Annotated in this window: 26 protein-coding genes and 1 tRNA gene; 14 read left to right on the forward strand and 13 right to left on the reverse strand. The window is 52.1% G+C overall.

Annotated features, from left to right (window positions below; translation table 11 throughout):
- Positions 1-74 precede the first annotated feature (74 nt).
- The 6 genes from moaA to moaC are packed head-to-tail and all read left to right on the forward strand — an operon-like array spanning position 75 to position 4154.
- On the forward strand, positions 75-1067 hold the full coding sequence (gene moaA / locus QWY30_RS06830; RefSeq protein WP_290239549.1) for a GTP 3',8-cyclase MoaA: 993 nt from the start codon (positions 75-77) through the stop codon (positions 1065-1067).
- A gap of 55 nt (positions 1068-1122) precedes the next feature.
- Positions 1123-2346 (forward strand): molybdopterin molybdotransferase MoeA, encoded by a 1224-nt coding sequence (locus QWY30_RS06835; RefSeq protein ID WP_290239447.1) that lies wholly within the window; start codon positions 1123-1125, stop codon positions 2344-2346.
- Between the two features lie 16 nt (positions 2347-2362).
- Positions 2363-2620, forward strand: coding sequence for a molybdopterin converting factor subunit 1 (gene moaD / locus QWY30_RS06840; protein WP_290239449.1), 258 nt, complete (start codon positions 2363-2365; stop codon positions 2618-2620).
- Entirely contained in the window at positions 2621-3082 is a 462-nt protein-coding gene (gene moaE, locus QWY30_RS06845; RefSeq protein WP_290239452.1) for a molybdopterin synthase catalytic subunit MoaE, read from the forward strand.
- Positions 3079-3672 carry a molybdenum cofactor guanylyltransferase MobA gene (mobA, locus tag QWY30_RS06850; protein ID WP_290239455.1) on the forward strand — a complete coding sequence of 198 codons (594 nt, stop codon included), beginning with the start codon at positions 3079-3081 and terminating at the stop codon, positions 3670-3672. Before moaE ends, mobA begins: the two co-directional genes overlap by 4 nt.
- Positions 3669-4154, forward strand: coding sequence for a cyclic pyranopterin monophosphate synthase MoaC (gene moaC / locus QWY30_RS06855; RefSeq protein WP_290239457.1), 486 nt, complete (start codon positions 3669-3671; stop codon positions 4152-4154). Before mobA ends, moaC begins: the two co-directional genes overlap by 4 nt.
- Here moaC and hemN read toward each other — a convergent pair.
- From hemN to QWY30_RS06875, 4 genes are all read right to left on the reverse strand, one after another.
- A complete protein-coding gene (gene hemN, locus QWY30_RS06860; RefSeq protein ID WP_290239458.1) occupies positions 4151-5548 on the reverse strand; it encodes an oxygen-independent coproporphyrinogen III oxidase in 1398 nt (465 codons plus the stop codon). The genes moaC and hemN overlap by 4 nt on opposite strands.
- The gene (locus QWY30_RS06865) at positions 5530-6741 is read right to left on the reverse strand and encodes an NAD(P)H-dependent flavin oxidoreductase (protein ID WP_290239551.1); all 1212 of its coding nucleotides are present in this window, start codon (positions 6739-6741) and stop codon (positions 5530-5532) included. Before QWY30_RS06865 ends, hemN begins: the two co-directional genes overlap by 19 nt.
- Positions 6742-6871: 130 nt before the next feature.
- The gene (locus QWY30_RS06870; RefSeq protein WP_290239460.1) at positions 6872-8212 is read right to left on the reverse strand and encodes an arylsulfatase; all 1341 of its coding nucleotides are present in this window, start codon (positions 8210-8212) and stop codon (positions 6872-6874) included.
- Between the two features lie 29 nt (positions 8213-8241).
- Positions 8242-9219 carry a Bug family tripartite tricarboxylate transporter substrate binding protein gene (locus QWY30_RS06875; RefSeq protein ID WP_290239461.1) on the reverse strand — a complete coding sequence of 326 codons (978 nt, stop codon included), beginning with the start codon at positions 9217-9219 and terminating at the stop codon, positions 8242-8244.
- A 126-nt stretch (positions 9220-9345) separates the two neighbouring features.
- On the opposite strand from QWY30_RS06875, the gene QWY30_RS06880 reads away from it, so the two are divergent.
- Entirely contained in the window at positions 9346-10290 is a 945-nt protein-coding gene (locus QWY30_RS06880; RefSeq protein WP_290239463.1) for a LysR family transcriptional regulator, read from the forward strand.
- A gap of 8 nt (positions 10291-10298) precedes the next feature.
- Here QWY30_RS06880 and QWY30_RS06885 read toward each other — a convergent pair whose 3' ends face one another.
- From QWY30_RS06885 to QWY30_RS06910, 6 genes are all read right to left on the reverse strand, one after another.
- Positions 10299-10592 carry a hypothetical protein gene (locus QWY30_RS06885; RefSeq protein ID WP_290239465.1) on the reverse strand — a complete coding sequence of 98 codons (294 nt, stop codon included), beginning with the start codon at positions 10590-10592 and terminating at the stop codon, positions 10299-10301.
- 143 nt (positions 10593-10735) lie between these two features.
- Complete coding sequence (locus tag QWY30_RS06890) at positions 10736-11707, reverse strand: Bug family tripartite tricarboxylate transporter substrate binding protein (protein ID WP_290239467.1); 972 nt, start codon at positions 11705-11707, stop codon at positions 10736-10738.
- 129 nt (positions 11708-11836) lie between these two features.
- Positions 11837-11921: transfer RNA gene (locus tag QWY30_RS06895), tRNA-Leu, on the reverse strand.
- A gap of 41 nt (positions 11922-11962) precedes the next feature.
- Positions 11963-12322: a Rap1a/Tai family immunity protein gene (locus QWY30_RS06900; protein ID WP_290239469.1), complete on the reverse strand. Its 360-nt coding sequence runs from the start codon at positions 12320-12322 to the stop codon at positions 11963-11965.
- Positions 12323-12364: 42 nt separating this feature from the next.
- Positions 12365-13642, reverse strand: a complete 1278-nt coding sequence (locus QWY30_RS06905) for a DUF3300 domain-containing protein (RefSeq protein WP_290239472.1) — start codon at positions 13640-13642, stop codon at positions 12365-12367.
- Between the two features lie 62 nt (positions 13643-13704).
- On the reverse strand, positions 13705-14763 hold the full coding sequence (locus tag QWY30_RS06910) for a serine hydrolase domain-containing protein (protein WP_290239474.1): 1059 nt from the start codon (positions 14761-14763) through the stop codon (positions 13705-13707).
- A 208-nt stretch (positions 14764-14971) separates the two neighbouring features.
- On the opposite strand from QWY30_RS06910, the gene QWY30_RS06915 reads away from it, so the two are divergent.
- Genes QWY30_RS06915 through QWY30_RS06935 form a run of 5 tightly spaced genes read left to right on the forward strand, consistent with a single transcriptional unit; the run spans position 14972 to position 20291 of the window.
- A complete protein-coding gene (locus QWY30_RS06915) occupies positions 14972-16531 on the forward strand; it encodes an ABC transporter substrate-binding protein (protein ID WP_290239476.1) in 1560 nt (519 codons plus the stop codon).
- Between the two features lie 47 nt (positions 16532-16578).
- Positions 16579-17496: an ABC transporter permease gene (locus QWY30_RS06920; RefSeq protein WP_290239478.1), complete on the forward strand. Its 918-nt coding sequence runs from the start codon at positions 16579-16581 to the stop codon at positions 17494-17496.
- Between the two features lies 1 nt (position 17497).
- On the forward strand, positions 17498-18325 hold the full coding sequence (locus QWY30_RS06925) for an ABC transporter permease (protein ID WP_290239479.1): 828 nt from the start codon (positions 17498-17500) through the stop codon (positions 18323-18325).
- A gap of 2 nt (positions 18326-18327) precedes the next feature.
- Positions 18328-19326 (forward strand): ABC transporter ATP-binding protein, encoded by a 999-nt coding sequence (locus tag QWY30_RS06930; protein ID WP_290239481.1) that lies wholly within the window; start codon positions 18328-18330, stop codon positions 19324-19326.
- Entirely contained in the window at positions 19323-20291 is a 969-nt protein-coding gene (locus QWY30_RS06935; RefSeq protein ID WP_290239483.1) for an ABC transporter ATP-binding protein, read from the forward strand. The genes QWY30_RS06930 and QWY30_RS06935 overlap by 4 nt, the downstream gene beginning before the upstream one ends.
- Here the strand turns inward: QWY30_RS06935 and QWY30_RS06940 are convergent.
- The 3 genes from QWY30_RS06940 to QWY30_RS06950 are packed head-to-tail and all read right to left on the reverse strand — an operon-like array spanning position 20288 to position 21978.
- Positions 20288-20887 (reverse strand): thiamine pyrophosphate-dependent enzyme, encoded by a 600-nt coding sequence (locus QWY30_RS06940; protein WP_290239486.1) that lies wholly within the window; start codon positions 20885-20887, stop codon positions 20288-20290. The two genes, QWY30_RS06935 and QWY30_RS06940, sit on opposite strands and share 4 nt — an antisense overlap.
- A gap of 20 nt (positions 20888-20907) precedes the next feature.
- Entirely contained in the window at positions 20908-21444 is a 537-nt protein-coding gene (locus QWY30_RS06945; protein ID WP_290239488.1) for a thiamine pyrophosphate-binding protein, read from the reverse strand.
- A gap of 57 nt (positions 21445-21501) precedes the next feature.
- Complete coding sequence (locus QWY30_RS06950; protein ID WP_290239490.1) at positions 21502-21978, reverse strand: Lrp/AsnC family transcriptional regulator; 477 nt, start codon at positions 21976-21978, stop codon at positions 21502-21504.
- A gap of 134 nt (positions 21979-22112) precedes the next feature.
- On the opposite strand from QWY30_RS06950, the gene mdeB reads away from it, so the two are divergent.
- Both mdeB and QWY30_RS06960 read left to right on the forward strand, forming a co-directional pair.
- On the forward strand, positions 22113-24749 hold the full coding sequence (gene mdeB, locus QWY30_RS06955; protein ID WP_290239491.1) for an alpha-ketoglutarate dehydrogenase: 2637 nt from the start codon (positions 22113-22115) through the stop codon (positions 24747-24749).
- A gap of 68 nt (positions 24750-24817) precedes the next feature.
- Entirely contained in the window at positions 24818-25423 is a 606-nt protein-coding gene (locus QWY30_RS06960) for a PIN domain-containing protein (RefSeq protein ID WP_290239493.1), read from the forward strand.
- The last annotated feature ends 9 nt before the right edge of the window (positions 25424-25432 follow it).

Raw genomic sequence — 25432 nt, forward strand, 5'->3', positions numbered from 1 at the left:
TTTACAGATTAAATTCAAAATAAGAGTACATTTAGAAACAGTATAAGAAACTAGGCTTGACCGACGCACTTGTGATGACAGAGACAACTTCACCCCTCATCGACCGCTTTGGCAGAAGCATTGAGTATCTGCGCCTCTCGGTGACGGATCGTTGCGACATGAAGTGCACCTATTGCTTGCCAAAAAGCTTCAAAGGCTATCAGGAGCCCAAAAACTGGCTGACTTTTGATGAAATCGAGCGGGTGGTGGGTGCTTTTGCCCGAATGGGAACCTCTCGCATCCGCTTAACGGGCGGTGAGCCTCTGTTGCGTCGCAATCTTCCTGAACTGGCCGCCCGCATCAGCGCCCTGCCCGGCATTCGGGACCTTTCTCTGTCAACCAATGGCACACAGCTCCCTAAACACGCTGCGGCATTGCGCGCAGCGGGCGTCTCCAGACTGAACATTAGCCTGGATAGTCTGAATCGTGAATGTGTCACGCAAATTACCGGTCGCGACAGTATCGATGACGTGATGGCGGGTCTCGATGCCGCCGAACAGCATGGCTTTTCACCGATCAAGCTCAACATGGTTGTCATGCCAGGTGTCAACGAGCACGAAGTCGAAGCCATGACAGAGTTCTGTATCAACCGCGGCTTTATTCTGCGTTTGATTGAAACGATGCCGATGGGTAGTACCGGCCTGGCCTCTGGCTACACCCCCCTTGGCCCTGTACTCGAGCGACTGCGCGAACGCTTTGAACTCATTCCTGAGATCAAAGAAATGGGTGGCGGTCCCGCACGCTATTGGCGTACCGTCGACGGTCGCGGACAAATTGGTCTCATCACGCCAATTAGTCAGCATTTCTGTGAAACCTGTAACAGAGTGCGGCTGTCTGTCGACGGCACACTTTACTTGTGTCTGGGTCAAGAAGAAAAAGTCGAGCTCAGGCCCTTGTTACGCGCCGGCATTTCTGATGCCGAGCTCGAACAAACGCTGCGCGAGGGCATTGAGCTCAAACCCGAGCGTCACGAATTTCGCGAAGCCCCGACAAAAATCATTCGCTTTATGTCTCAAACCGGGGGCTAACGGCCTCGTGCAGGTAGGTTAAAGTCTGGTTTGAGTCTCACCAAAGCCTAATCGCATGAAACCCAGAGCCAACCTCCTGAATTTTGAAGACGCGCGCCATACTCTTCTGTCAAGCGCGCAGCCACTTGTCGCGACTGAAACACTCTCTCTTTTAGCTGCGCAAGGGCGCACGCTCGCGCAAGCAATCACGTCCCCGATCAACGTCCCCGGTTTTGATAACTCCGCCATGGACGGCTATGCGCTGCATGTGCAGGACATCGGGAGGCTGCCAGAACTTTTCCCTGTCACTCAACGCATCGCAGCGGGTCAAACTGGTACACCACTCGGACCCGATACGGCGGCTCGTATTTTCACGGGAGCTCCGATCCCCGAAGGCGCGAATGTTGTCGTGCCCCAGGAGCATACTCAAGAGCGGGACGGGTCGATCGCTCTCACACACCCGATTGAGCTTTCTCAACACATACGTTGCCGTGGAGAGGATATCGCTGCGGGTGGAGTGGTCCTTGCAGCAGGACAGCGCTTAGGCGCGGCGCAGCTCGCCATGCTGGCGTCAATCGGTATTGCGAGCGTGACGGTATTTAAACCGCTTAAGGTAGGCGTTTTCTTTACTGGAGACGAACTGACAGAACCCGGACAGCCTTTGGCGCCCGGCGGGATTTACAACAGCAACCGCTACGCGATCAATGGACTGCTCACCCAGCTGAGCTGCCATGTCAAGGACTACGGCATTGTGCGCGACACGGCCGAGGAAACTCGAGAAGCCCTCAGCAAAGCCGCGAGTGAGAATGATGTCATCATCACTTGCGGAGGGGTGTCCGTGGGCGAAGAAGATCATGTGAAAGCGGCTGTGATGGCACTTGGCACTCTCGATCTTTGGCAAATCTCCATGAAGCCAGGTAAGCCCCTTGCTTATGGACGCGTCGGTCAAACAGACTTCATCGGCTTGCCGGGTAATCCAGTTAGTGCGTTTGTGACTTTCTTATTAATGGCACGACCATTTTTGCTCAAGCGTATGGGCGCGATCGATACAGGCTTGAAATACCTCACAGCGACTGCGAATTTTGATTGGCCAAAGCCTGATCGTCGACGCGAATTTTTACGCGTCAAAATCACGAGCGATGCCTCAGGCGCACCTGTACTAGACCTTTGGCCCAACCAAGGCTCTGGCGTGATGAGTAGCCTGGCTTGGGCTGACGGCCTGGTTGATCTGGCTCCTGAGACGAAAATTGCGCGAGGTGATACGGTTCGCTACCTTTCCCTGTCAGAATTGCAGTACTGAGATCAAAATTGCCACCATGAACATCCATGTTTTGTATTTTGCGCAACTGAGAGAAAAATTCGGTCTCAGTGAAGAACGCGTTCTGGTTCCCGACTCTGTGCGAACCGTACGCGACCTGATTGCGCAACTGTGCGCGCGGGGCGGTGTCTGGACGGAAACGTTTGATGGTTCACAAGCCTTTCGGGTGGCGATGAATCAGGAAATGATCGAACTCGACACTCAATTAGTCGAAGGTGCGGAATTGGCCATTTTCAGACCCGTCACGGGAGGCTGAATGACTCAGTACCTCTCCGTTTCAGTCCAACACGAGGATTTTGATCTCGGCCGCGAACACAAAACATTGTTGGCGAGCGATCGCGGAATTGGTGCGATTGTGGCTTTCGTCGGCACAGTGCGCGATCTCAATCTTGCCGATGATGTCGTGGCCCTCGAGCTCGAACATTATCCCGGAATGACTGAAAAATCATTACTGAAAATTCTTGAGCAGGCAGCGCAACGCTGGTCGCTTCAAGGCGCCCGCGTGATACACCGTATCGGAAAAATGTATCCAGGGGATCAAATCGTCCTGGTGCTGACCGCCAGCGCACATCGCGGGGATGCCTTTGAGGCCAATCGCTTTGTCATGGACTACCTGAAAACAGAGGCGCCTTTTTGGAAAAAGGAATGGACACCACAAGGTCCACGCTGGATCGAAGCACGCGATAGCGATCATCGGGCAGCTGCAAAATGGAAATGAAACTCACTTACGATGCTCTCATCCTGGCAGGTGGTCGCGGAACCAGGCTTGGCGGCAAAGACAAAGGTTGGGTCATGTGGAGCGGCATGCCTCTGGTTGAACATGCGCTATCAGCGCTATCCAAGCAAGAGCCACCTCCAGCACGTATTCTCATCAGCGCGAATCGTAATGTAGATGCTTACAAACAAACGGGACACGCGGTTGTCACCGACGAGCGTCAGAATTTCGCCGGTCCGCTGGCCGGAATCGAAGCGGGACTCATGCGCTGCAAAAAAAATAACCTGCTGGTCATTCCTTGCGATGTTCCTCTTTTGCCGAGCAATTTATATGAGCGGCTGCAACAAAGCCTGACTGACCACCCCGAGTCACTCGCCGCATACGCTGTGACCTCTGAGGGTCCTCAGCCTTTATGCTGCCTCATCAAACCCTCTGTTGCCGCCGCGCTTGGTAAACAACTCGATGCAGGCCATGGACAAGTACTCGAATGGATGACTGCGATCCATGCCGTTCAAGTGATGTTTGACGATGCGGCGGCGTTTATTAATTTTAATACTCCCGAGGCATTTCAAGCTCAGCGGAATCCTTCATGACCCAAAATCTCACACACTTTGATGCGTCCGGTCAGGCACATATGGTGGACGTTTCCTCCAAGGAGCAAACACATCGACGCGCCGTCGCGCAGGGACGCATTACCATGCAGCCAGCCACCTTTACCAAACTCTCTCAAGGCGATGCTAAAAAAGGCGACGTATTAGGTGTGGCCCGTCTCGCTGGCATCTTGGCCGCCAAACAGACTGGCGCGTTGATCCCGCTTTGTCATCCCATTCCACTCACGCGCGTGACCGTTGATTTTGTGACAGATGTGGCAACATCGTCCGTGACATGCACCGCGAGCTCGGAGACTGTGGGACGTACCGGCGTGGAAATGGAGGCGCTCACCGCCGCATCGATTGCTTTACTGACCATTTACGATATGTTGAAAGCCATCGACCGCGGGATGGTAATCGATGGCATCAAGCTACTTGAAAAACATGGTGGTAAATCTGGGTCTTGGGTGGTTGAGTCGAACTAAATCACTTTGGAATACCGGGCCATGGTTTTGGCCTCTCGCAAGTAGCGATCGAAACTCATCGCAACGATGCGCGCCAAAAAACGTCCTTTGGGTGTAATCCGTATACGATCAGGTGAAACCTCAACCAAGCCGTCCGCGGCAAGAGATTGAATGTATTCGAGTTCGGGAGCAAAATAGCTTGCGAACTCTATTGACCATTGAGTTTCAAACGTCGGGATCGTGATTTCGGATTGACACAATAAATCATGAATTGCGGCACGGCGAATCAAATCATCCGTGGTCATGGATAGGCCTTTCGCAAGAGGCAAAGTCTGCCGATCAAGTGCAGCGTAGTACTCCTCCAGAACCCGGTGGTTTTGAGCATATACATGACCGATACGACTGATCGCGGACACCCCCAATGCAATCAAATCACAATCGGCCTGAGTGGAATATCCCTGAAAATTACGTTGCAAGGTGCCATCAACCAGCGCTTGAGCCAACTCGTCATCAGGCAACGCAAAGTGATCCATGCCAATGTAGACATATCCCGCCGCCAGCAGACTGGTCACAGCGATTTTGAGCATAGCGAGCTTTTCAGCAGGCATGGGCAAATCCACCGATTCAATTCTGCGTTGCGGCATAAAGCGCTCGGGCAAGTGAGCATAGCTGTAGAGGGCGATACGATCAGGACGCCATTGCAATACGGTGGCTAAGGTCGCGCGCATGGTATCGACGGATTGCTTGGGCAAGCCATAGATCAAATCGATATTGATGGACCTGTATCCGAGTGATCGACCCTGCGCCATGACGCGCTCGGTGACCTCTGCAGGCTGGATGCGATTGACCGCCTTTTGCACGGCAGGATCGAGGTCTTGCACACCAATACTCATGCGGTTAAATCCATGTCGCGCCAAGAGCTCAAGTGTGCCCTCATTTAATCTCCTGGGGTCAATCTCGACAGAGCACTCCGCGTCCTGGGTGAACTCAAAAGATCCTTTTAATAACCCCATCAACCGCTCAAGCTGAGCGTTGGTCAGAAAAGTCGGCGTGCCTCCACCTAGGTGTAATTGGCTGACGCGCGGCATGTTGGCAAAGCGTTTACGCACCAGCCAAATTTCTTTGGCAAGATAATCCAGGTATGTATCTGCCCGAGCGCGATCCTTGGTCGCGATCTTGTTACACGCACAGTAGTAGCAAACCGTATCGCAAAAGGGCAAATGCACATAGAGCGACAAGTCCGCCCCAGGACGCTCAGTTTGTCTGTTCTGTAACGCATCCAAATAGGTTTGGACAACGTTGACTTCTGTGAAGCGATCCGCTGTGGGATATGAGGTGTAGCGTGGACCGCTGCGATCGTGCTGAGCAATGAGCTCCGGATCAAAGACGACGGTGGCTAGGCTGGCGTTTGACATGGGTATCCGTGCAGTAAGTATTGGATCAAATCTTTAACTGGTCGTATGGCGTCTCCGAATGGCAGACGACCGGCGCCCCTGAAAAACAAACCCTTTTGCACATCGCCCTTGAGGGCAGCGGCAAGTTTTAAATCAATGCAAAACTGTCCAGCCTTGCTGTTTCCATCGCGTAAACCGCACTGACTGAGACAGTCCATACGCTGGGAACAACGCCTAGGATCGGCTTTTGCGCAGGCCTGCATCTTAGGCTCCTGGCGCTGGTATTGACGCAACCAGTGCGTCGATACCGCGCGCATAGGCAAGCCCGCGACACTCATTAACTCAACCATTTTTGAGGGCGTGGCTCCTAGCAAAACACGCTTGAAATCGATATGCGCATCCCCCTCCTCGCTGACCGCAAAGGCAGTCCCTAACTGCACGGCATCGGCGCCGGCGTTCAGCCAGTGACGCACTTTTTCATGACTATCAATGCCACCAGCCAGAATGAGTGGAGGCGCATCACGACCGAGCCCCAACTCACTGAATAACTCCTGGCACTCTGTCATCACGCGCTCAAACTCGAAGCGCTCGGCATGAATATCCTCGATTTTCACCGCACCCAAATGACCGCCAGCATGACCAGGATGCTCAATGACGATCGCGTCAGGACAGCGTCCCTTTTTGAGCCATTTTTTCATCACGATCGCCACTCCGCGTGACTCGGAAAGAATCGGGATCAAACCAACCTTTGGGAAATCAGCCACCATTTCGGGCAAATCGAGCGGTAAACCCGCACCCATTACGATGGCATGCGCACCGCTTTCGCAGGATTGGCGCACCAGGGCGGCATGATCGCGCACTGCTTTCATGACATTGACAGCAATCAGGCCTTTGCCTTCGGAATGCTGCAAAGCCGCCTGAACCTCCCGATCCAGGGCAATCAGATTGACCCGGTCGATCAGGTCTCGGTCACGGGCTTTTTCCGTCTGTTCCAGCAAGTCCGGATGATGGTGACGCAAATCGATGCTGGCGATGGTACCAATCGCATTTTCACGCGCAACCGCTCCGGCCAATCGGTGGGCGGACACCCCCACACCCATCCCGCCCTGCACGACGGGAGAAAGGTTTCGGCCGAGAATATTGAGCGATTTAAACCATCTGTCCTTGGAAGGTAGCCATTGTGAAAAGGCTGTGAGTGCTGAATCGAGTGTCATGGTCATGAGGATTTTCCTTTCATGACGGCTAAATTAGCCTGACGGGGTGCTCCATGACGTAAAGTAACCGTGCAAAGTTTGATCCAGGACAAGTTTTGGCAGAATTAGCATTCCGCTCAACTCAAAGTGCTCATCTTTTCGGTAAAAATTCATCCGGCGCTCCCGGAGGGATAGGAGGATTCTCCTTGAGTGAGGCCTGAAAGGCATTGATCATTTTCCGAATCGGGCCCCTCACCCAGCCTTGAGTGGAGCTGACATCCGTTTCTTCTTTTGGATCTTGAACAAGATTGAAGAGATAGGGCGTCTCCAAATGATTCGCTCCTTCATTTGGCTCTTTCTCCCAAACAAAGTGCATTTTCCAGTCTCGCCACTTTGCTGCGCGCATCTCATTTTTAATGAAATACACAAAGCCTTCACGTGCAGAATTCTGTGTTTCGCCCTTCAGAAAAGGAAGCTGATTGACGCCATCTATCGGTCGATCCTGAGGAATGGGGATATCGACAAGAGCGGCTAAAGTTGAGTAAATATCTACAACGTGAAAAATTTCATTTGAAACACGACCAGGTGGAATTTTCCCGGGCCAACGTGCGATGAATGGAACCCTGAGTGAACCCTCCATGGAGGTGTGATATGTTCCCGTCCACATTCCTGCGCTGCCTCGCCAGGGTCGACGATATTCTGGTCCATTGTCACTGGCAAAAATAAACAAGGTATTGTCTTGCGTGCCAGTTTCATTCACAGCGTCAATGATCTGACCGACGCGTGCGTCAAGTTCAATCATCGAGTCCGCGAAATCACCTTTCTTAGTTTGACCTTCAAAATCCCGATGCGGCAAAGTCGGAAAATGCAACTGCGTGAGAGGGACGTATAAAAAGTAAGGCTCGTCAGCGGCCACTTTTCTGCGGATGAAGTCACAACTTTTCTCCGTCAGCACGCCATCAATACGTCGGCGCATTTCCAAATCGTAAATTTCCCTTTTTTCAGCGGGACGGCCCTTGAAGCCTTCCATCACGTATGGAACATCCACGACCTCAGGATCAAAACCGACCTGTTCTGTGAACATGCTCTCATTTGTGGTCCGTGGAATGCCGTACCACTCATCAAACCCTTTATCCTTGGGGTAACGACCCTCTTTATCGCCAAGATGCCATTTGCCAAACATGGCCGTGGCATAGCCCGCTTTTGACAACAGCTCGGCAATTGTCACCTCCCACGGAATCAACCCTTGAGGCAAACCTGCCGGTACTGATTGCAAAGCCCCCGTTCGAATCGGATGGCGACCCGTCATCAATGCAGAGCGTGTCGGCACACAGTCGCTCTCAACGTTAAAGTTGAGCAATTGAATGCCTTGCTTGGCCAAGGCATCAATGCGTGGAGTAGGTGCACCGCGTATCGCGCCACCACCATAGCACCCCAGCTCTCCCCAGCCGAGATTATCCGCAAGGACTAAAACGATATTGGTTTTTTTCATAAATTGCCTGCAAGGAATGATGGTCAACGTTATTGAATTTCAATATTGAGTGTCGGGACCACCTGATTCCAGGTATCCACAGTTTTTTTCAAAAAAGCATCAAATTGCTTGTAATCAAGTGGCTTCGGAGTAATACCCGCTGCAAGCATCTTTTCTCCGACTGCTTTTTCAGAAAGCACCTTCAACAATGCATTCGATAGTTTTTCGATGATGGGCTGCGGAGTCGCGGCCGGAGCCACCAGACCAGCCCATTGCGCAAGCGCGATTTGAGAAAACCCCAACTCGGATAATGTCGGCACATCAGGAAGCGCTTTAGAGCGCTCTGGCGTTGTCACCGCCAGAATTCGGACATTTCCAGCTTGTTGCTGTTTAAGCATTGGAGCCAGTCCTAAAACCGCCAAAGGTATCTGTCCACTCACGACATCATTCGCAGCTTGGCCACCCCCTTTATAGGGAACATGCACAAGCTTGATTCCTGCCAGGCTCGCGACCCACTCTCCTACAATGTTCTGCGATGAACCAATGCCAGATGAACCGTAGGCAAGGCTCGCAGGCTTCGCTTTGGCAGCATCAATCACATCTTGAAAAGTTTTAAATGAGGTCTTTGAAGACGTCGCAATACTGATGGGCTGCTCGCCAATCATCGCCACACCCTGTAGGCCGGTTTTAAATTTCCAAGGCAAATTCGGGCGCAATACATCCAAAAGCGCGGCGGAATCCGAAGCAAGCGCGATCGTGTAACCGTCAGGAGGGGCCTGCACTGTCGCCTGCATCCCGATAGCACCTGCGGCACCTGGTCTGTTATCAATGACAACGGTTTGACCCAGAACTTTTGATAGCTCAGCACCTACCAACCGAGCCAACGTATCATTCGTGCCGCCAGCGGCTTGCGGAACAATGATTTTGATAGGTTGATCATCGGGCCAAGCGGCATATGCCGAAGGCGTCAAACAAATGAACAAAAGACTCATGAAGGCGTTCAAGGCTGAATGTGCTGTTTTGCTCATGGACTTTCCTTTAGGGCTCAATGGTTTTTTGAGTATAGAAGCCACTGTAAGAACTAAATATTCAAATATTTATATCTCGTGATAATCTTTGTTTATCACTTGCTCATAACATTGCCAATCAAAATCATGCACCCAGAGCTCTCGCTATCGCACATCAAATTCAGGCATTTGATCCTGATGCGACATCTTGTTGAATTTGGGAACCTGCACAAAGCGGCTAAACACTTGAGCATCAGTCAGCCCGCTGCAAGCACCATGCTCAGGGAGTTTGAAAAACAAATTGGATTAACGCTTTTTCTTCGGACAACCCAAGGTGTCATCCCGACTGAAGTTGCGACCATTCTGGCCAATCGAGCGGAAACGATACTGAATGAGTTCGACGCACTCGTGCACGAAGTCAAACAGCTGAACAAAAACTTATCTCCCGTCATCCGAGTGGGGGTTGTCCCGCAGGCACTCTTTGCTTACCTGCCGCGCGCAATCGAGCTTTTCCGCGAAAGTGGTGGCGGAGCAGTTTCGATACAGGAGGGGACTGCCAAACACCTGCTACTCCAGTTATTTGAGGGAAAACTGGATTGCGTCATTGGACGTCTCTCTGGTGCATCCATGCCTTCTATGCACAATACTGACGAGTTAATTTTCTTTCCGCTTTATTCAGAGAGTATCTGTATCGTCGAGGGAACAAAAGAAAAGCGAAAAAGAAAAAACTCGTTCGAAGAGTTGGTCAAACGTGAATGGGTCTTACCAAGAACAGACTCGAGTCTGCGTCAACAATTAACAGACTCTTTTTTAAGGCGCGGCTTGATGCTTCCCGAACCTGTGATCGAGACCACCAATTATTTCCAAAGCCTCACAATGCTTGCGGGCTCTAATTTGTGCAGTGTGATCCCGCAAAGTGCCGCAGACATGCACGTGAAATTGGGCAATATCAGAATTATTGATCTCCCAACTGATCTAAATCCCATGCCAGTCAGTTTCATCATCAGAGAATCAGCAAAAAACAACGCTCTAGTAATTAAATTCCGGGAGATATTTGTGGAGATTTCTTCGGGTGGAAATAAAAAGGTCTAAAGCAGTATTTATTTGAAATAGCTTTCAATGAAGTGCTTGCCCAGGAAACCCAGCAAAGCAAGCAATGCTCCGTAATGCGCAGTCATTAGCCAAAAAGTTTTTCGTTCGATCTCTGATCTCAGCTCCGCCCGAACGTCAGAAATATCTTGTCGTAGCGCTGCCTGCCCCTGAATCATATCCACTCGCAAATCGGACATGGCTTGGCTTAACTGCGCCATGCTGTTGTCCAGACGATCAATGCTTCGGTCAAGTCGCTCAATCAACTTACCGTTTTGCTCTACGATTAATTCAAGTGTGTACACGCGTTTTTCCATCCAAAAAATGAACATGAGTTTGAATGATTTCTATTCGGAATGGTACGGTAACTCTCTCAGGAAAATTAAAAATTGTTAGTGACTGTAACGAAGCAAACTCTTCCCAACCATTCAAAGGATGAATGAGTTAATCAATCAACTTTAGCGCCAGATGACTTAACAACCTTCTCCCACATCGCCAAGTTTTGTTCGAGATACTTGCGCATTTCCTCAGGCGTGCCTCCCATTGGTACAGCCCCCTCGCTCTGAAGTTTTTTGCTCAACTCAGGGGACTTGAGTGCAATGTTGACTTGGTCATTGAGCGCTTTGATCGTTGCTTCTGGTGTTCCTGCAGGCGCCACCAAACCAAACCAGGTAATTGCCTCAAAATTTGGATAGCCGGATTCTGCAACGGTTGGCACATCCGGCAGCTCAGAAGAACGCTGCAAAGATGTCACAGCAAGTGCGCGCAATTTACCGCTCCTAATATGAGCAAGCGCGGTCGGCACAGATGACATAAACATGTCGACCTGGCCACCAATCAAATCATTCAACGCATGATTGAATCCCTTGTAAGGAATATGCTGTGTTTTGAAATTTGCAACCTGTTGCAAGAGTTCAGAACTCAAATGGGCGACCGTACCATTCCCTGGAGAAGCAGAGTTCACAATGCCAGGACGCGCCTTGGCATCGTTGATCAAGTCTGCAAGCGTTTTGTATTTTGAATTGGCTGGCACGACGATCACGACAGGTGATGAAGCCACCAGCGCGATCGGCGCCAGATCCTGCAAAGGCTTATAGGGTAGCTTGCTGTAAAGCGTCGGATTAATGGCCAAGTTACTGGTCTGCCCCAATCCAATCGTATACCCATCGGGGGTGGCCTTCGCAACGGTATCGACCCCCAAATTACCACCGGCACCAGGTTTGTTTTCAGGCACGATGGACCAGCCAGTATTTTTACTGACGGCATTACCCACCTCTCTGGCGATCAAATCTGTCCCGCCACCGGGTGGAAATGGAATCACCATACGGATCGATTTATTGGGATAATTTTGTGCAAGAGCACTTGGAATGAGCGCAATACCTGGGATACAAAAAACCAAACAGATAAAAAAACGCTTCATCAATAATCTCCGTATTTTTTATTCAAACTGACACTAAGACTAGTTCCTATCCTATGACAGATCTTGGATTCTTTCTATTAGTTTTCTTGCATTAAAAAAGGGACTGACGTGCGTCAGTCCCTTGGCATATGGTGCCCCGAGCCGGAATCGAACCGGCACGCCCTTAGGCTGCAGATTTTAAGTCTGCTATGTCTACCAATTTCATCATCGGGGCAACTAATGAGGCGCTATTGTATCCAAAAGCGCCAAAGTCATTTAGCCCTTGCAAGGAAAGCGGATAGGCAAGTAGCGCAAAATCGAGGCTGCGGCCTTTTCCTGATGATATTGAGGGTTGGCAATGGCCCAGCGAATGAACTCTGCCAACACCTCGTCACGGGCGACACCGCCGGGAGGCAAGCACACTGTTTTAGGCGCTTTGGGGTCCTTTGTCAGCTCCGAACCCTGATATACACCCTCGCCAAAACCATAACAAAAGGTTTGAGCCTCAAGGTCGGTTCGACTCTGGCAAAGATTGATCATGGCACCGAGTGATACATCTGACTGAGGAACATTTTGTGCGCCAGAGACCAATGGCAGGGTCGCAAACATCGCAGTAACAAGTAATTTTTTAATCATGGCTGTTTCCAAAAAATAATGAGGCTGGCCTGTCAGGACTGTTTAGCGCCTAAATCCACCGCCAAAATGACCCCCGCCAAAGCTACGACCACCTCCAAAACGATCGCCACCACCGAAGCGGTCACCGCCAAAACGATCTGCATTAAAGTCGCTACGACCCTCGCGACCTAGCTGATTTTCCTGATAGGCCTCGCGGGTTCGATTGGGGCTCGCACGGTCTTGTGACCAGTCACTGCGCGCCTGTTGATTCAGCTGGCTAGCCTGGCTGCGCTCCTGAGGCGTCGCATTGCGATTAAACGCATTTTGGGCATTCTGGCGAGCTTGATCAGCACGTTGTTTATCCTCTGGAGAGGCATTATTTCTCCAGTCATTCACGGCATTTTGTTGGCGAGCGATATCGTTTCTCGTAATCTCGCTTCGGTTACCTTCGCCATAACGGTTGTTCAAAGCAGAATTTCCATAGGGAACGCCATCACGGTGCGCGGGGTTATGCGTCCAGCTGCTGTTGTTACCCAGGTAATCGGATCTGAGGTTCGAACCGGAGTTAAAACGATTGTTGAAATTATTAAAGGTGTTGTTGTTGATCGTGATGGACCCCGATCCCCAGTGCGGCGTGGACCAGAGCGCCGCGCCGACAGCCATACCGATCCCGAAGCTCATCAAGCCCCAGGCAGGGTTGTAGACCGGATATGGTGGATAGGCGGCATAAGGCCAGGCACCGTACACCATCATTGGGTTGTATGTGGGAACGTACACCACCTGAGGATTGGAGGGAACGATGATGATGTTTGATTGCGCATCGCTTGAGACCGACACTTGCTCATTCGATCTCAGATTGCCCGCCTGTCTGGCCTTGGCACGTAACGCCTGAATCGCCTGCATCACATCCTTGGGCTGAGCCAGATAGGCGTCACCCAGCTTTTGTGTCCAGCTCAACTGATTACCCAGCATGTTTAGGGCATCGGGAAACGTCACCAGGGACTTCACACTATTATCCCAAGTCTGCGGTTTGAGCGCATTTTGAAGCGCATCGCCTTTTAGATGCGAATTACTACGCAACCAGTTTGCAGCCTCTGCAACCTCGAGGGGATAGGTCGAGGCCATCAGCATTTGTGACAACAACGAGTCCGGATACAAAGCGATCGATGACACGAGGGACTCGAGTTGAGGCATTGTCAGATTGGCTGACTGTCCACTCGTTTGAGCATGAACAGGTAGAGGCAGTGTCGCACCGACCATCACACCACCAGCGGCCACAGTCAACGCCAGCGCGGCTGTTGCGGCGGACAGTGAGAATTTACGCGTTTTATCTTTTTGCATCATGTTTCCCGTGTCAGGGTTAAAAAATCAGACAATTTATTTTGTCCACATATCAGAGATTACTAGGCCATCGCCTTGACGGCTTGGTAAATCTTTCCAAATACAGCATCCGCATGGGCCGAATTCAACCAACGGATGATCACAACCATGTTGAGTTCAGGTTCAATCCAGGTAAAAGAACTCCCCGCACCTACCGCAAAATAGCTTGAGGCCGGCACACTTGGAAATACCTTTTGCTGGTCATTGAGCCAGACGAGGTAACCGTAGAACGGCGCAAGCTTGCAGGGAACCTGCATACGCTTGATCCACTCCTCCGACAAGACACGCTTGCCATTGGCCATCCCCTTGTCCAACATCATTTGACCAATCAATGCCTGATCTTCACTACTAATTGACATGCCGCCTCCCCAGTGTGTTCCCCCAGGTACGGACTGCACGCGTTTTCCCGCCACCTCAACCCAAGCATCGTCATAACCAACCCAGTTCCAGTTTTCTGATGCGCCAACGGGCCGTGTAATCGCCTCGCGAAAGACCTCTGGCAATGGGCGCTGAAACAAGTGCAGCAGAGCGAGAGACAACTGATTGATACGAACGTCGTTGTATTCCCAGTACGTGCCAGCCGGCTGCAGGGGACGGGCATCGCCTTTGACGCCATCGGGCGCTTTGGCGAAGGTCACGGCCCGATAGCGATCCACCTGATCGGGCAAACCAAATAACGTGCCTTCCCATTCGCTGGTCTGCTGCAGCATTTGTTCCCACGTCACCAGCGCATTATTGCCTTCGTCGAAACCGATTCCCTTCAGTTTCCTACCAATCGGTTCGTTCACATCTGTGATCAGACCGCGATCAAAAGCAACGCCCGCCAACAAGGCGAGATACGTCTTGGCCACACTGAAAGTCAGATCCGCGCGCTTGGGCTCTCCCCAGGACGTCAGGGTTTTCCCGCGCAACAAAATAGTGCCCGAATTGGGTCCACGAGAGTGCACAGGACCGTAAAGTTTGTTGTAAGGAGCCGGGTCTCCGTGATGCACACCCCAGTTGCTGCTTGTGCAATCGCGGTCCCAGGTGCTTTCATGATCAATCGCAAACTGGACAGCCTGTTCGAGTGCGGGGTTCTGCATACATCACCTTAAAGAAATTGAAATCTAAATGAAGGATCGGTTTCTAAAGTTTTGACGAATTGATTGTCAATTGCCAATTTTGGCACAGTAATTGCGTACAGATCTAGAAACCGAGCGTAAGTACTAATTTGCGATCAGTTGCCTCGATGACGCTTTACCTGTTAAAAGATTCTGCTAGCTGTCGTACAAACCGATCTTGAGGAACACTATGAACCACTCGAGCACCTTCTTTAAAGCCCCCTTGGCTAAATTTAGTCTTCGTGCGGGTGTATTCGCTTGCGCGCTTGCTGCCAGCCTCACCTTCACCTTGCCTGCCAATGCCGGAAAAAAGAACGACACGCTGGGCATGGCCTACGACCAGACGCCCGAAAATATCGATCCCTACTTTAATAACGTCCGGATCGGCGTGATCATTGCTGCCAACGTCTGGGACACCCTTGTTTATCGCGACCCCAACACAAACGAATACAAAGGCCAGCTCGCCAAGAGCTGGAAACAAGTCGATGACCGAACGCTTGAATTTGACCTCCGCGAGGGCATCAAATTCCACAATGGCGAAGAGTTTGACGCAGATTCGGTCGTCTACACACTGAATTACGTATCCAACCCAGCGAATAAGGCTGTGACCCAGGCTAACGTACGTTGGATTGAAAAGGCCGAAAAGCTCGATAAGTACAAAGTGCGTATCGTGATGAAACAACCTTTCCCAGCAGCCATCGACTATTTATCGACTACTGTCGCCATTCATCCCGCGAAGTATTACCAGGAAGTTGGTCCAACGGGTATGAACCTCAAGCCTGTTGGCTCAGGTCCATACAAAGTCGTTGAGCACATCCCCGGCAAATCCCTGACGCTCGAGCGTAACAAGGACTACTTCAAGGACTCCCCCAAGGCCCAGCCCACCATTGGAAAGGTGCGTATTCGCTTTATCCCCGACCGCCAGACCCAGATGGCAGAAGTGATGTCCGGCGGTGAAGATTTCATCATGCACGTTCCCAAGGACCAGGCCGAAAAGCTCAAAGCCTTGCCACACTTGCAGGTTGAAAGTGGTGACACCATGCGGATCGTGTTCCTGCAAATGAACACGCGCGAGGGCACACCGGCGCCTCAACTCAACGACATCCGGGTGCGTCGTGCTATTGCGCATGCGATCGACCGGGAAGCGATTTTGAAAAATATCGTGGGCGGCGGTCAGCTCATCAACTCGATCTGCACACCCTCTCAGGTTGGCTGCACGAGCGAGGGCGTTCCGACCTACAAGTATGATCCAGCTCTCGCCAAGAAACTATTGGCCGAAGCGGGTTATCCCAATGGTTTTGAAGTGGACATCATGGCCTATCGCGAGCGTCAGCAAACTGAGGCGATCATCAACTACCTCAATGCCGTCGGCATCAAAGCAAAACTCAGCTTCATGCAGTACGCTGCGATGCGAGATCTGGCTCGAGCCAACAAGACATCCCTGACTCATCAAACATGGGGATCTAATCTGGTCAACGACTTGTCCGCCTCGACACCAGTCTACTTTGGTGGTGGCAGTGACGACGTGAGCCGTAACCCAGAGGTCATCAAGCTCTTGAACGAAGGCGATAATTCGGTCGATCTGAAAAAGCGTCAGGAACTTTACCAAAAGGCGCTTGCCATTATCGGTGAGCAAGCTTACGCAGTTCCCCTTTGGTCATTGCCTGTTTATTACGTCGCCAGCAAAGACGTAAAATTCAAGCCTTACCATGATGAACTGGTTCGTTTCTGGGAAATGGGCTGGAAGTAATTTTTACGTTTCTAGTTTGTTTTTGTTTGCAACACAGGTAAGGCATCATGCTGGCATATATTTCTAAGCGCTTAGGGCTTGCTGTTCTGGTCGCGCTGACTGTTTCAATTCTTGCCTACATGCTGCTTTACCTTTCGGGTGACCCAGCGTTGGCGATTGCGGGCGAAGGCGCCCGCCAGGCCGACATCGACATGGTCCGTAAAACCTACGGTTTTGATCGTCCCATCATCGTGCAGTTTGGTGATTGGTTACTCAAAATCGTTCAGGGTGATCTGGGTCAATCCATTTATTTCAAAACAGACGTTGGCAAGCTTATTTTTACCAAGCTTGAAACGACGTTACTCCTCGCGATTTACGCGCTTGTATTTGCGCTCATCATTTCAGTACCTCTCGGAGTACTCGCCGCGATTTACAAAAATAGCTGGATCGATCGCCTCTGCCTCGCTGTTGCTGTCGTCGGTCAGGCGATGCCTAACTTCTTTTTCGCCCTGATCCTAATCATGCTGTTCTCCATCACTTGGAGGATATTGCCGGTATCAGGGAGCGGCACCTGGGAACATTTTGTCATGCCTGCCATTACCCTTGGCTACTACGCTGCGCCGGCATTCATGAGGCTGATCCGCGCAGGCATGATCGAAGTCTTGAGCGCAGACTATATCCGTACTGCCCGAGCCAAAGGCCTGCCCACCCGAACTGTCATTTTCAAGCATGCGCTTCGCAACGCGATCGTTCCTGTTGTCGCCCTCGCCGCTGTTCAACTCGGTTTCCTGCTTGGCGGCTCGGTTGTGATCGAAACGATTTTCGCGCTTGATGGCTTGGGATATCTGGCCTATCAAAGCATCACCCACAAAGACTTCCCCGTCACGCAAGTGATCGTGTTGCTCTTGTCAGTGATTTATATCTTGCTGACTTTAGCTTCTGACATTGCCAACGCATGGCTTGATCCTCGCATTCGGGTTGCATGATATGAAAAATAACAAGGCACTCTATGTGGGCTGCGGCCTGCTCCTGTTCATTATTTTCTGTGCGATTTTTGCGCCATGGCTATCGCCTCACGATCCTTACTTTCAAGACTTGACCAACCGGACCGTTCCGCCAGTCTGGTATGAAAAAGGTACCTGGGTCCATCCGTTGGGCACGGATCAGCTGGGCCGAGACTATTTGTCACGCTTGCTTTACGGCGCACGGATTTCGCTGCTGATCGGCTTGAGTGTTGCGGTGATATCCGGTTTGATCGGCACGACGATGGGGATGCTCGCAGGTTATTTTGGCGGCCGAATCGACATGATTGTGTCGTTTATGGTGACCACCCGTCTGTCGATGCCAGTGATCCTGGTTGCGCTGGCCACGGTCGCACTTGTTGGCAGCTCCTTATGGATCGTCATCATGGTGCTGGGTCTCTTGAAATGGGATCGTTTCGCAGTTGTGATGCGAAGTGCGACGCAGCAAGTGCGTTCCATGGAGTACGTTTCAGCCGCGCAATCCGCCGGGGCTTCGACCTTGCGGATTATGCTGACCGAAGTTCTCCCCAACGTCTTGCCGCACTTGATTGTGATTGCGACTCTCGAAGCAGCCAGTGCGATTTTGCTCGAGGCGGCGCTCTCTTTCCTCGGGCTCGGTGTTCAGCCTCCTCTGCCCTCCTGGGGCCTGATGATTTCAGAGGCGAAATCCTACATGTTCTTTTCATTTTGGCTGATTGCGATTCCAGGTACAGCACTGGCTTTATTGATTTTCGCGATCAACCTGGCGGGTGATGGTCTCCATCAGCTCCTGACACCAGGCGAGAGAGCTTAATCATGGTGACTGACGAAATTGTTCTGGATGTAAAAGGTTTGACCGTGGATATCGCCACACCGCGTGGAACACTACACGTGGTGCGGGATATTTCTCTCCAGGTTAAACGTGGTGAAACGCTTTGTATTGTGGGCGAATCCGGGTGTGGCAAGTCCATCACATCCCTGTCCATGATGGGTTTGTTACCCAAAACAGCCAAGCGCAACAGCCGTGTGTTTGAGTTTCTGGGCGAGGATCTGACGCGCGCCACCAATAGTCGCATCAATGATTTACGCGGCAATCGCATGGCCATGATTTTTCAGGAACCCATGACCGCCCTGAATCCGGCCTATACGATCGGCGATCAGTTGACCGAGCATTACCGTCACCACCGCAAAGCCTCGGCCGAAGAAGCCCGCCTGCGTGCTGTCGAGCTACTTGAAAAAGTCGGCATTGCCTCGGCAGCCGAACGACTCGGGCAATACCCGCACCAACTCTCCGGTGGTCTGCGTCAACGCGTCATGATTGCAATGGCCCTCATGTGCGGCCCCGAGCTTTTGATTGCGGATGAACCCAGCACCGCGCTGGACGTCACGATTCAGGCGCAAATTTTGCGACTGTTGGCAGATCTCCAGGATGAGCTTGGCATTGCCATGGTGCTCATTACCCACGATCTGGGCGTTGTTGCCCGCATTGCTGATCGCGTGGCAGTGATGTATGCAGGGCAAATTGTTGAAGAGGGTGCGGCTGCAGATATTTTCGCCGCACCTCAACACCCCTACACCCGTGGTTTGATTAGCTGTATCCCGATTCCGGGCAAAACCATCCCAGGTGGCAAGCTCGGCACCATCCCCGGTGTGGTGCCTTCACTGATCGGCGAGATGAAAGGCTGCGCCTTCAAGGATCGTTGCGCACACGCACAGGCGCGTTGCAGCGAAACAATCCCCCTGCACAAGACTCATCAAGGCCAACAATGGCGCTGCGTGATGAATGAAATGAACCCAAGCGGAGCAGGCCAATGACTGCGCTGATTGAAACAAAAGACTTGCAACGCACGTTCTCAGTCAGTGCGGGCATGTTTAAACCCCGTCAGACTCTGCATGCCGTCAATGGCGTCGATCTGTCCGTTCAACGCAAGGACGTGCTGGGTATCGTGGGTGAGTCAGGCTGCGGCAAGTCGACACTCGCACGGATGCTGCTCGGTTTAACACCTCCTTCACGCGGAAGCGTCCTGATCGACGGTCAGGATATCAGCAAGATCGATCGCCGCGATCTCGCGCGCCGCGTCCAGCCTATTTTTCAGGATCCCTACTCCTCTCTGAATCCCCGACGCACAATCTCCTCTATCGTGTCTTTTCCGCTCGACGTACTGGGTGTAGGCACGAATAGCGAGCGCCGCAAAAAAGCGGTTGAAATGCTGGAACGTGTGGGCTTGCCTGCTCGTTATGCGGACAATACGCCCGGACAACTTTCAGGTGGTCAGCGCCAGCGCGTCGCGATTGCACGCGCATTGGTGATTAATCCTGAAATTGTGATCTGTGACGAACCGACCTCTGCGCTGGATGTTTCGGTTCAAGCGCAGATTTTGAATTTACTGCTCGACTTGCGCAAAGAATTCAATCTGACCTATGTGTTTATCAGCCATAACCTGGCTGTGGTCGAACATATCGCGACTCAAGTTGCCGTGATGTATCTGGGACGCGTCGTCGAACTCACCAAAACTGCCGATCTGTTCAAACACCCCCGTCATCCCTACACACAGGCGCTGCTGGCCTCGGTGCTCACACCCGAACCCGGGCTCGGTATCCCTGATATGGGTTTGGGTCTGTCTTTTCCTGACCCTTTGCACCCGCCAACCGGATGTTCATTTCACCCGCGCTGTCAGCAACGCCGGCCTGAGTGTTCTGTGGAGCATCCACATCTGCTGCGCGATGCGCAAGGAGATGTGGCGTGCCACCTTTACCCAGCCAAAAAATCCAATACTTAAAATGGTGCGAGACCCAAAGCAGCACGGAAGCGGTTCTTGACGAACACACCATCGCGCGAGGGCAAGGCGCGTGGCAGATCATCGGCTTTGACCAGAATCTGTGCAAATGTCAGACCTTGACGGGCGTTGACGTTTTGCTCGACCTGTTTAAGGCCCGCCATGTCCTTGACCTGATACGAGTTAACAATCCCGCAGGCCTTGGCTACGGCAGACATGTCTGTTCCGAGGCTTGAGTGGCTGTACTGCATACCTGTTTCACCAAAATGGCCGTTATCCAGCACGACGATGGTGAGGTTGGCAGGTTTTTGAGCACTAATCGTGGCCAAAGAACCGATACCCATCAATTGCTCGCCATCACCAGTGATGACCAAAACGGACTTGTCAGGCTGGGCTAAAGCAAGGCCCAGGCCCATGGCGGCGGCACCACCCATGGCACCCCAAAGATAAAAGTTTTTATCGCGATCACCTGCTGCGAATACGTCATAGGTGGCCGAACCCAAACCCGTGACGATCAGAGACTCCGGACACTTGGCGATCAGAGCACTGACAAACTCGCGACGATCAATGACGCTGCTGGAAGACTGAACTTGACTCATTGAAATTCCTATCTGGTGAATTAGTTACGCAGCCACTTTTTGCGACCGATCAGGCGCTGTGACAACAACACGGCAACGGGCTCTCCACCCTCAAAAGCGAAATCCAGGGCGGCTCCGACGATATCCTCAACCTCGTCTGCACGCTCAGCGCGATAAACCTTGATGCCCATCAACTCCATCGAAGCCTGTGTAGCCTTGCTCATAGGCACCTGCCAGGGATTGAACTCCGCATACTCGCCACGCATCGTGACCAGTGTCAAAAACGGGAAACGGCAGCTCTGCAGGAGAGACATCATATTGATGCAATTACCCACACCACTGCTCTGCATCAACAGCGCGTGGCGCTGTCCGCCCAACCAGGCTCCAGAGGCTACGGCAACGCCCTCTTCTTCGGTGGTCAACACAATGCCGCGCATGTCGGGGTCTTCATTGACACGACGAATCACGTGCGCATGACCGGCGTCAGGCACATAAGACACTTGTTGAATGCCGCCTTCTTTGAGAACTTTGAATATTTGTTCTTGCCAGGCTGGTGTGGGAGAAAAGACTTCACTCATGTCTCGCGAATCCTTTGAACAGTTTTTGTAACGAAGCGTTATTGTAGAGAATCGACACTATACGTCCGTTTTTATCGGGAGCGGTAAAGCTGTTTTGTATCGCACCTGCTTGAGCGCAAAACTGGAGCGGATTTTTTCAATTCCGGGGATCGGAGTCAGTTGCTCCAGGATAAATTTTTCCAATGCCGCGATGTCGGCGACAGCCACACGAATCAGGTAATCACTGTCACCCGTCATGAGATAACACTCCATGACTTCGTCGTGTTCGCTAATGCGCTGCTCGAAATGCGCGAGGGCTTCCTTGCTTTGGCTTTTCAGGCTGATATTGATAAAGACGTTCAGCCCTAAACCAAGCGCCGCCGCGTTGGCCAGTGCGACATATCGATCGATCACACCCGCCGACTCAAGTGCCCGCACTCGGGTCAGGCAGGGTGAAGGACTTAAATGAACCCTGCGTGCCAACTCGATATTGGAAAGGGCTCCATCGGCCTGGAGTTCTGACAATATTTTCAAATCTATCGCATCTAGTTTCATTATGCTGTTTTTTATAAAAATTCAGAATTTAATGCTTCAATTTATCATTTTTACTATTCATTTAGGTATCAACTGCTGCGAATAAGTACCTAGAATGACGATTATTCTTTGTTCAATCAAAACTCGCACACACTATGAACGCTGCCATCGATCCCCGACTTTCCTCCTGGTTCAATGCTTCCATTGACAGCGATACCCAGGAAACGCAAGAGTGGAAACAAGCGCTGCTAGCCGTGCTGCAAAACGAAGGTCCCGAACGTGCCAAGTTTTTACTCGATGAACTTGTTCGCACCGCGCACACCGCACAAGTAGGTTGGCGGCCCGAACTCAGTACACCCTACGTCAACACCATCTCTGTCGAGCAGCAACCTGTCTTTCCCGGGGATTTGGCGATCGAAGAGCGCCTGGCCTCGATCATGCGCTGGAACGCGCTGGCCATGGTGATCAGGGCCAATCAAGCCTATGGAGAGCTGGGTGGTCATATCGCGAGCTACGCCAGTGCAGCAGATTTATTCGAGACCGGTTTTAATCACTTTTTCGAGGCACGCCGGGGCACAGGTCCTGGGCAACATCGCGGGGATCTCGTGTTTTTCCAGCCTCACAGTGCACCCGGTGTCTACGCGCGGGCCTATCTCGAAGGCAGACTTCAAGAGCGGGACTTGCTGCACTACCGTCAAGAAATCCAGGCAATCGACAATGGGGCTCAAGGCCTCTCAAGCTACCCGCACCCTTGGCTGATGCCCGATTTCTGGCAATTTCCAACTGGCTCGATGGGTATCGGTCCAATCAGCTCCATTTATCACGCGCGCTTTATGCGTTACCTCACGCATCGCAATTTGCTGAATTGTGATGGACGCAAAGTTTGGGGCGTGTTCGGAGATGGAGAAATGGACGAACCCGAGTCCATGAGCGCCCTGACTCTGGCTGCACGCGAGGGGCTGGATAATTTAGTGTGGGTGGTCAATTGCAACTTGCAGCGTCTGGACGGTCCCGTGCGAGGCAATGGACGCATCATCGATGAACTGGAAAAACTGTTCACAGGCGCGGGCTGGAATGTCATCAAACTGGTCTGGGGCAGTGACTGGGACGGTTTATTTGCCCGCGACCTGACGGGCGCGCTCGCCCGAGCATTCGCCAACACGGTCGACGGACAGATGCAAACCTTTGCCGCCAAAGATGGTCGTTTCAATCGCGACACTTTCTTTGGACAAAACGAAGAGCTTGCTCGCCTTGCGCAGGGCATGACGGATGATCAGATCGATCGTCTCAAGCGTGGCGGACACGACCTGGTCAAGATCCATGCTGCCTACGCGGCAGCCGCCAACCATCAGGGGCAACCCACAGTGATTTTGGCGCACACTAAAAAAGGCTATGGCATGGGCAGTGCTGGTCAGGGAAAAATGACCACGCATAGTCAAAAAAAGCTGGATGACAACGATCTGATCGAGTTTCGCAATCGTTTTAATCTGCCCCTGACCGATGAGCAAGCGACCTCACTGAGTTTTTATCGTCCTGCCGACGACAGTCCAGAAATGCAGTACCTGCAAAAGCGGCGTCAAGCTCTTGGTGGCTACTTGCCCAAACGTGAAACCACGTGTGACAGCGTTGCCGTTCCGGAAATTGCCCAATACAGTCAGTTCGCACTGCAGGCTGACGGCAAGGAAATGAGTACGACCATGGCCTTTGTCCGTGTGTTGGGAAATTTGCTCAAGGATCCCGTACTGGGTCCGCGCATCGTACCGATCGTGGCGGACGAGGCGAGGACGTTTGGTATGGCGAATCTGTTTAAGCAAGTGGGTATTTATTCGAGTGTGGGTCAACGCTACGCGCCAGAAGACATCGGTTCTGTTCTGAGCTACCGCGAGGCTCTGGATGGTCAGATTCTCGAAGAGGGCATTTCCGAGGCCGGTGCGATTGCTAGCTGGACCGCCGCTGCGACGAGCTACAGCGTGCACGGCTTAGCGATGTTGCCCTTTTACATTTACTACTCAATGTTTGGCTTCCAGCGGGTAGGCGACCAGATCTGGGCTGCAGCGGATCAACGCCCCCGCGGTTTTCTTTTAGGCGCGACCTCCGGGCGCACCACACTGGGTGGCGAGGGTCTGCAGCACCAGGACGGGACAAGCCATTTACATGCGGCCACTATTCCCAATTGCAAAGCCTACGATCCCGCTTTCGCTGGAGAGATGGCGGTGATCATCGATCAGGGTGTGCGGGAAATGATGGTTGAGCAAAAGGACGTGTTTTATTACGTCACGCTCATGAACGAAAACTACGCACAGCCAAACTTGCCCGAAGGTATTCGAGATGACATTATCCGCGGGACCTACCTGTTTAACGTCTATCAAGCTCAAAACGAAATCTCGCAAGTGACTTTATTAGGCTCGGGTGCGATTTTGACTGAGGTCATCAAGGCCGCTCAAGAACTCTGCGCCCAAGGCATCACAACCTCGGTCTACAGCGTCACAAGCTGGAGCGAGCTGGCCCGTGACGGACTGGCTTGCGAGCAAGCTGCTCTGGCTGGCGCAACAGAGCCTGGCGTGCCATTTATCTATCAGCAACTCGGCAAGAGCCAAGGACCGATCATTGCCGCCACGGATTATGTCCGCGCGGTTCCTGAAACGGTACGCGCCTATATTCCTTCAAGTCGTCGCTTTATGACATTGGGCACCGATGGTTTTGGGCGCAGTGATACGCGCGCGACCCTTAGGGCTTTTTTTGGAGTGGATGCGCAAACAATTATTCGAGCCGCTAAACATGCGCTTTCATGAATGCGCTTTCATGAATGCGCTGTCGTGAATGCGATGTAGAGATTGCGATGTCGTGATTTAATTCATGCATGACCGAAGCCCAACGCCCTGCCCTTGTTCTGGACGCCTGCATCATGATGTCGGGCTTACTTCGGCCGCTTTTGCTCAATCTTGCGCATGACGGCCTTTTTCAGCCCCTCTGGACAGACAAGATTGGTCAAGAATGGCAACGTAACGCCGCACGGCTTTGGACGATCGATCCAGAGCTATTAAAGTGTGAATGGCAAATCATGCAGGAACAATTTCCTGCCGCCAATATGGGTGATGTCACGCCTTTTGAAACGGTACTCAAACACACCGACCGTAAAGATAAACATGTCGCGGCAACCGGTATCGCGGCAGTCGCCAGCACTCAAGCGAATCCAGTCAGCATATTGACTTGGAATATCAAGGACTTCAGTCGCTCGGAACTCAGACGCCAGCAGCTGGGGCTCATTGATCCGGATCGTTTGCTGTCTCAATGGTGGCCCACTCACCGACGTATGATCAATGAGGCACTTGAGTCCACTGTCGGCGAGCTCGTCTCTACAGGCAGACGTCAGCCCGAGCCCATGTTAGGGATGTTGCGTCGGGATCGTCTTTTCAGATTAGCCGGGCTCTATGAGCTGGCGCAAAAAAACCCTGCCGGCTTGTGACCTGACAGG

The sequence above is a fragment of the Zwartia panacis genome (genome assembly GCF_030410395.1).
Taxonomy (GTDB): domain Bacteria; phylum Pseudomonadota; class Gammaproteobacteria; order Burkholderiales; family Burkholderiaceae_B; genus Zwartia; species Zwartia panacis.

What these genes read in the sequence shown, in the direction of transcription:
- moaA (WP_290239549.1), top strand. Translation starts at nt 75, where the DNA reads ATGACAGAGACAACTTCACCCCTCATCGACCGCTTTGGCAGAAGCATT.
- QWY30_RS06835 (WP_290239447.1), top strand. Translation starts at nt 1,123, where the DNA reads ATGAAACCCAGAGCCAACCTCCTGAATTTTGAAGACGCGCGCCATACT.
- moaD (WP_290239449.1), top strand. Translation starts at nt 2,363, where the DNA reads ATGAACATCCATGTTTTGTATTTTGCGCAACTGAGAGAAAAATTCGGT.
- moaE (WP_290239452.1), top strand. Translation starts at nt 2,621, where the DNA reads ATGACTCAGTACCTCTCCGTTTCAGTCCAACACGAGGATTTTGATCTC.
- mobA (WP_290239455.1), top strand. Translation starts at nt 3,079, where the DNA reads ATGAAACTCACTTACGATGCTCTCATCCTGGCAGGTGGTCGCGGAACC.
- moaC (WP_290239457.1), top strand. Translation starts at nt 3,669, where the DNA reads ATGACCCAAAATCTCACACACTTTGATGCGTCCGGTCAGGCACATATG.
- hemN (WP_290239458.1), bottom strand. Translation starts at nt 5,548, where the DNA reads ATGTCAAACGCCAGCCTAGCCACCGTCGTCTTTGATCCGGAGCTCATT.
- QWY30_RS06865 (WP_290239551.1), bottom strand. Translation starts at nt 6,741, where the DNA reads ATGACACTCGATTCAGCACTCACAGCCTTTTCACAATGGCTACCTTCC.
- QWY30_RS06870 (WP_290239460.1), bottom strand. Translation starts at nt 8,212, where the DNA reads ATGAAAAAAACCAATATCGTTTTAGTCCTTGCGGATAATCTCGGCTGG.
- QWY30_RS06875 (WP_290239461.1), bottom strand. Translation starts at nt 9,219, where the DNA reads ATGAGCAAAACAGCACATTCAGCCTTGAACGCCTTCATGAGTCTTTTG.
- QWY30_RS06880 (WP_290239463.1), top strand. Translation starts at nt 9,346, where the DNA reads ATGCACCCAGAGCTCTCGCTATCGCACATCAAATTCAGGCATTTGATC.
- QWY30_RS06890 (WP_290239467.1), bottom strand. Translation starts at nt 11,707, where the DNA reads ATGAAGCGTTTTTTTATCTGTTTGGTTTTTTGTATCCCAGGTATTGCG.
- QWY30_RS06900 (WP_290239469.1), bottom strand. Translation starts at nt 12,322, where the DNA reads ATGATTAAAAAATTACTTGTTACTGCGATGTTTGCGACCCTGCCATTG.
- QWY30_RS06905 (WP_290239472.1), bottom strand. Translation starts at nt 13,642, where the DNA reads ATGCAAAAAGATAAAACGCGTAAATTCTCACTGTCCGCCGCAACAGCC.
- QWY30_RS06910 (WP_290239474.1), bottom strand. Translation starts at nt 14,763, where the DNA reads ATGCAGAACCCCGCACTCGAACAGGCTGTCCAGTTTGCGATTGATCAT.
- QWY30_RS06915 (WP_290239476.1), top strand. Translation starts at nt 14,972, where the DNA reads ATGAACCACTCGAGCACCTTCTTTAAAGCCCCCTTGGCTAAATTTAGT.
- QWY30_RS06920 (WP_290239478.1), top strand. Translation starts at nt 16,579, where the DNA reads ATGCTGGCATATATTTCTAAGCGCTTAGGGCTTGCTGTTCTGGTCGCG.
- QWY30_RS06925 (WP_290239479.1), top strand. Translation starts at nt 17,498, where the DNA reads ATGAAAAATAACAAGGCACTCTATGTGGGCTGCGGCCTGCTCCTGTTC.
- QWY30_RS06930 (WP_290239481.1), top strand. Translation starts at nt 18,328, where the DNA reads ATGGTGACTGACGAAATTGTTCTGGATGTAAAAGGTTTGACCGTGGAT.
- QWY30_RS06935 (WP_290239483.1), top strand. Translation starts at nt 19,323, where the DNA reads ATGACTGCGCTGATTGAAACAAAAGACTTGCAACGCACGTTCTCAGTC.
- QWY30_RS06940 (WP_290239486.1), bottom strand. Translation starts at nt 20,887, where the DNA reads ATGAGTCAAGTTCAGTCTTCCAGCAGCGTCATTGATCGTCGCGAGTTT.
- QWY30_RS06945 (WP_290239488.1), bottom strand. Translation starts at nt 21,444, where the DNA reads ATGAGTGAAGTCTTTTCTCCCACACCAGCCTGGCAAGAACAAATATTC.
- QWY30_RS06950 (WP_290239490.1), bottom strand. Translation starts at nt 21,978, where the DNA reads ATGAAACTAGATGCGATAGATTTGAAAATATTGTCAGAACTCCAGGCC.
- mdeB (WP_290239491.1), top strand. Translation starts at nt 22,113, where the DNA reads ATGAACGCTGCCATCGATCCCCGACTTTCCTCCTGGTTCAATGCTTCC.
- QWY30_RS06960 (WP_290239493.1), top strand. Translation starts at nt 24,818, where the DNA reads ATGACCGAAGCCCAACGCCCTGCCCTTGTTCTGGACGCCTGCATCATG.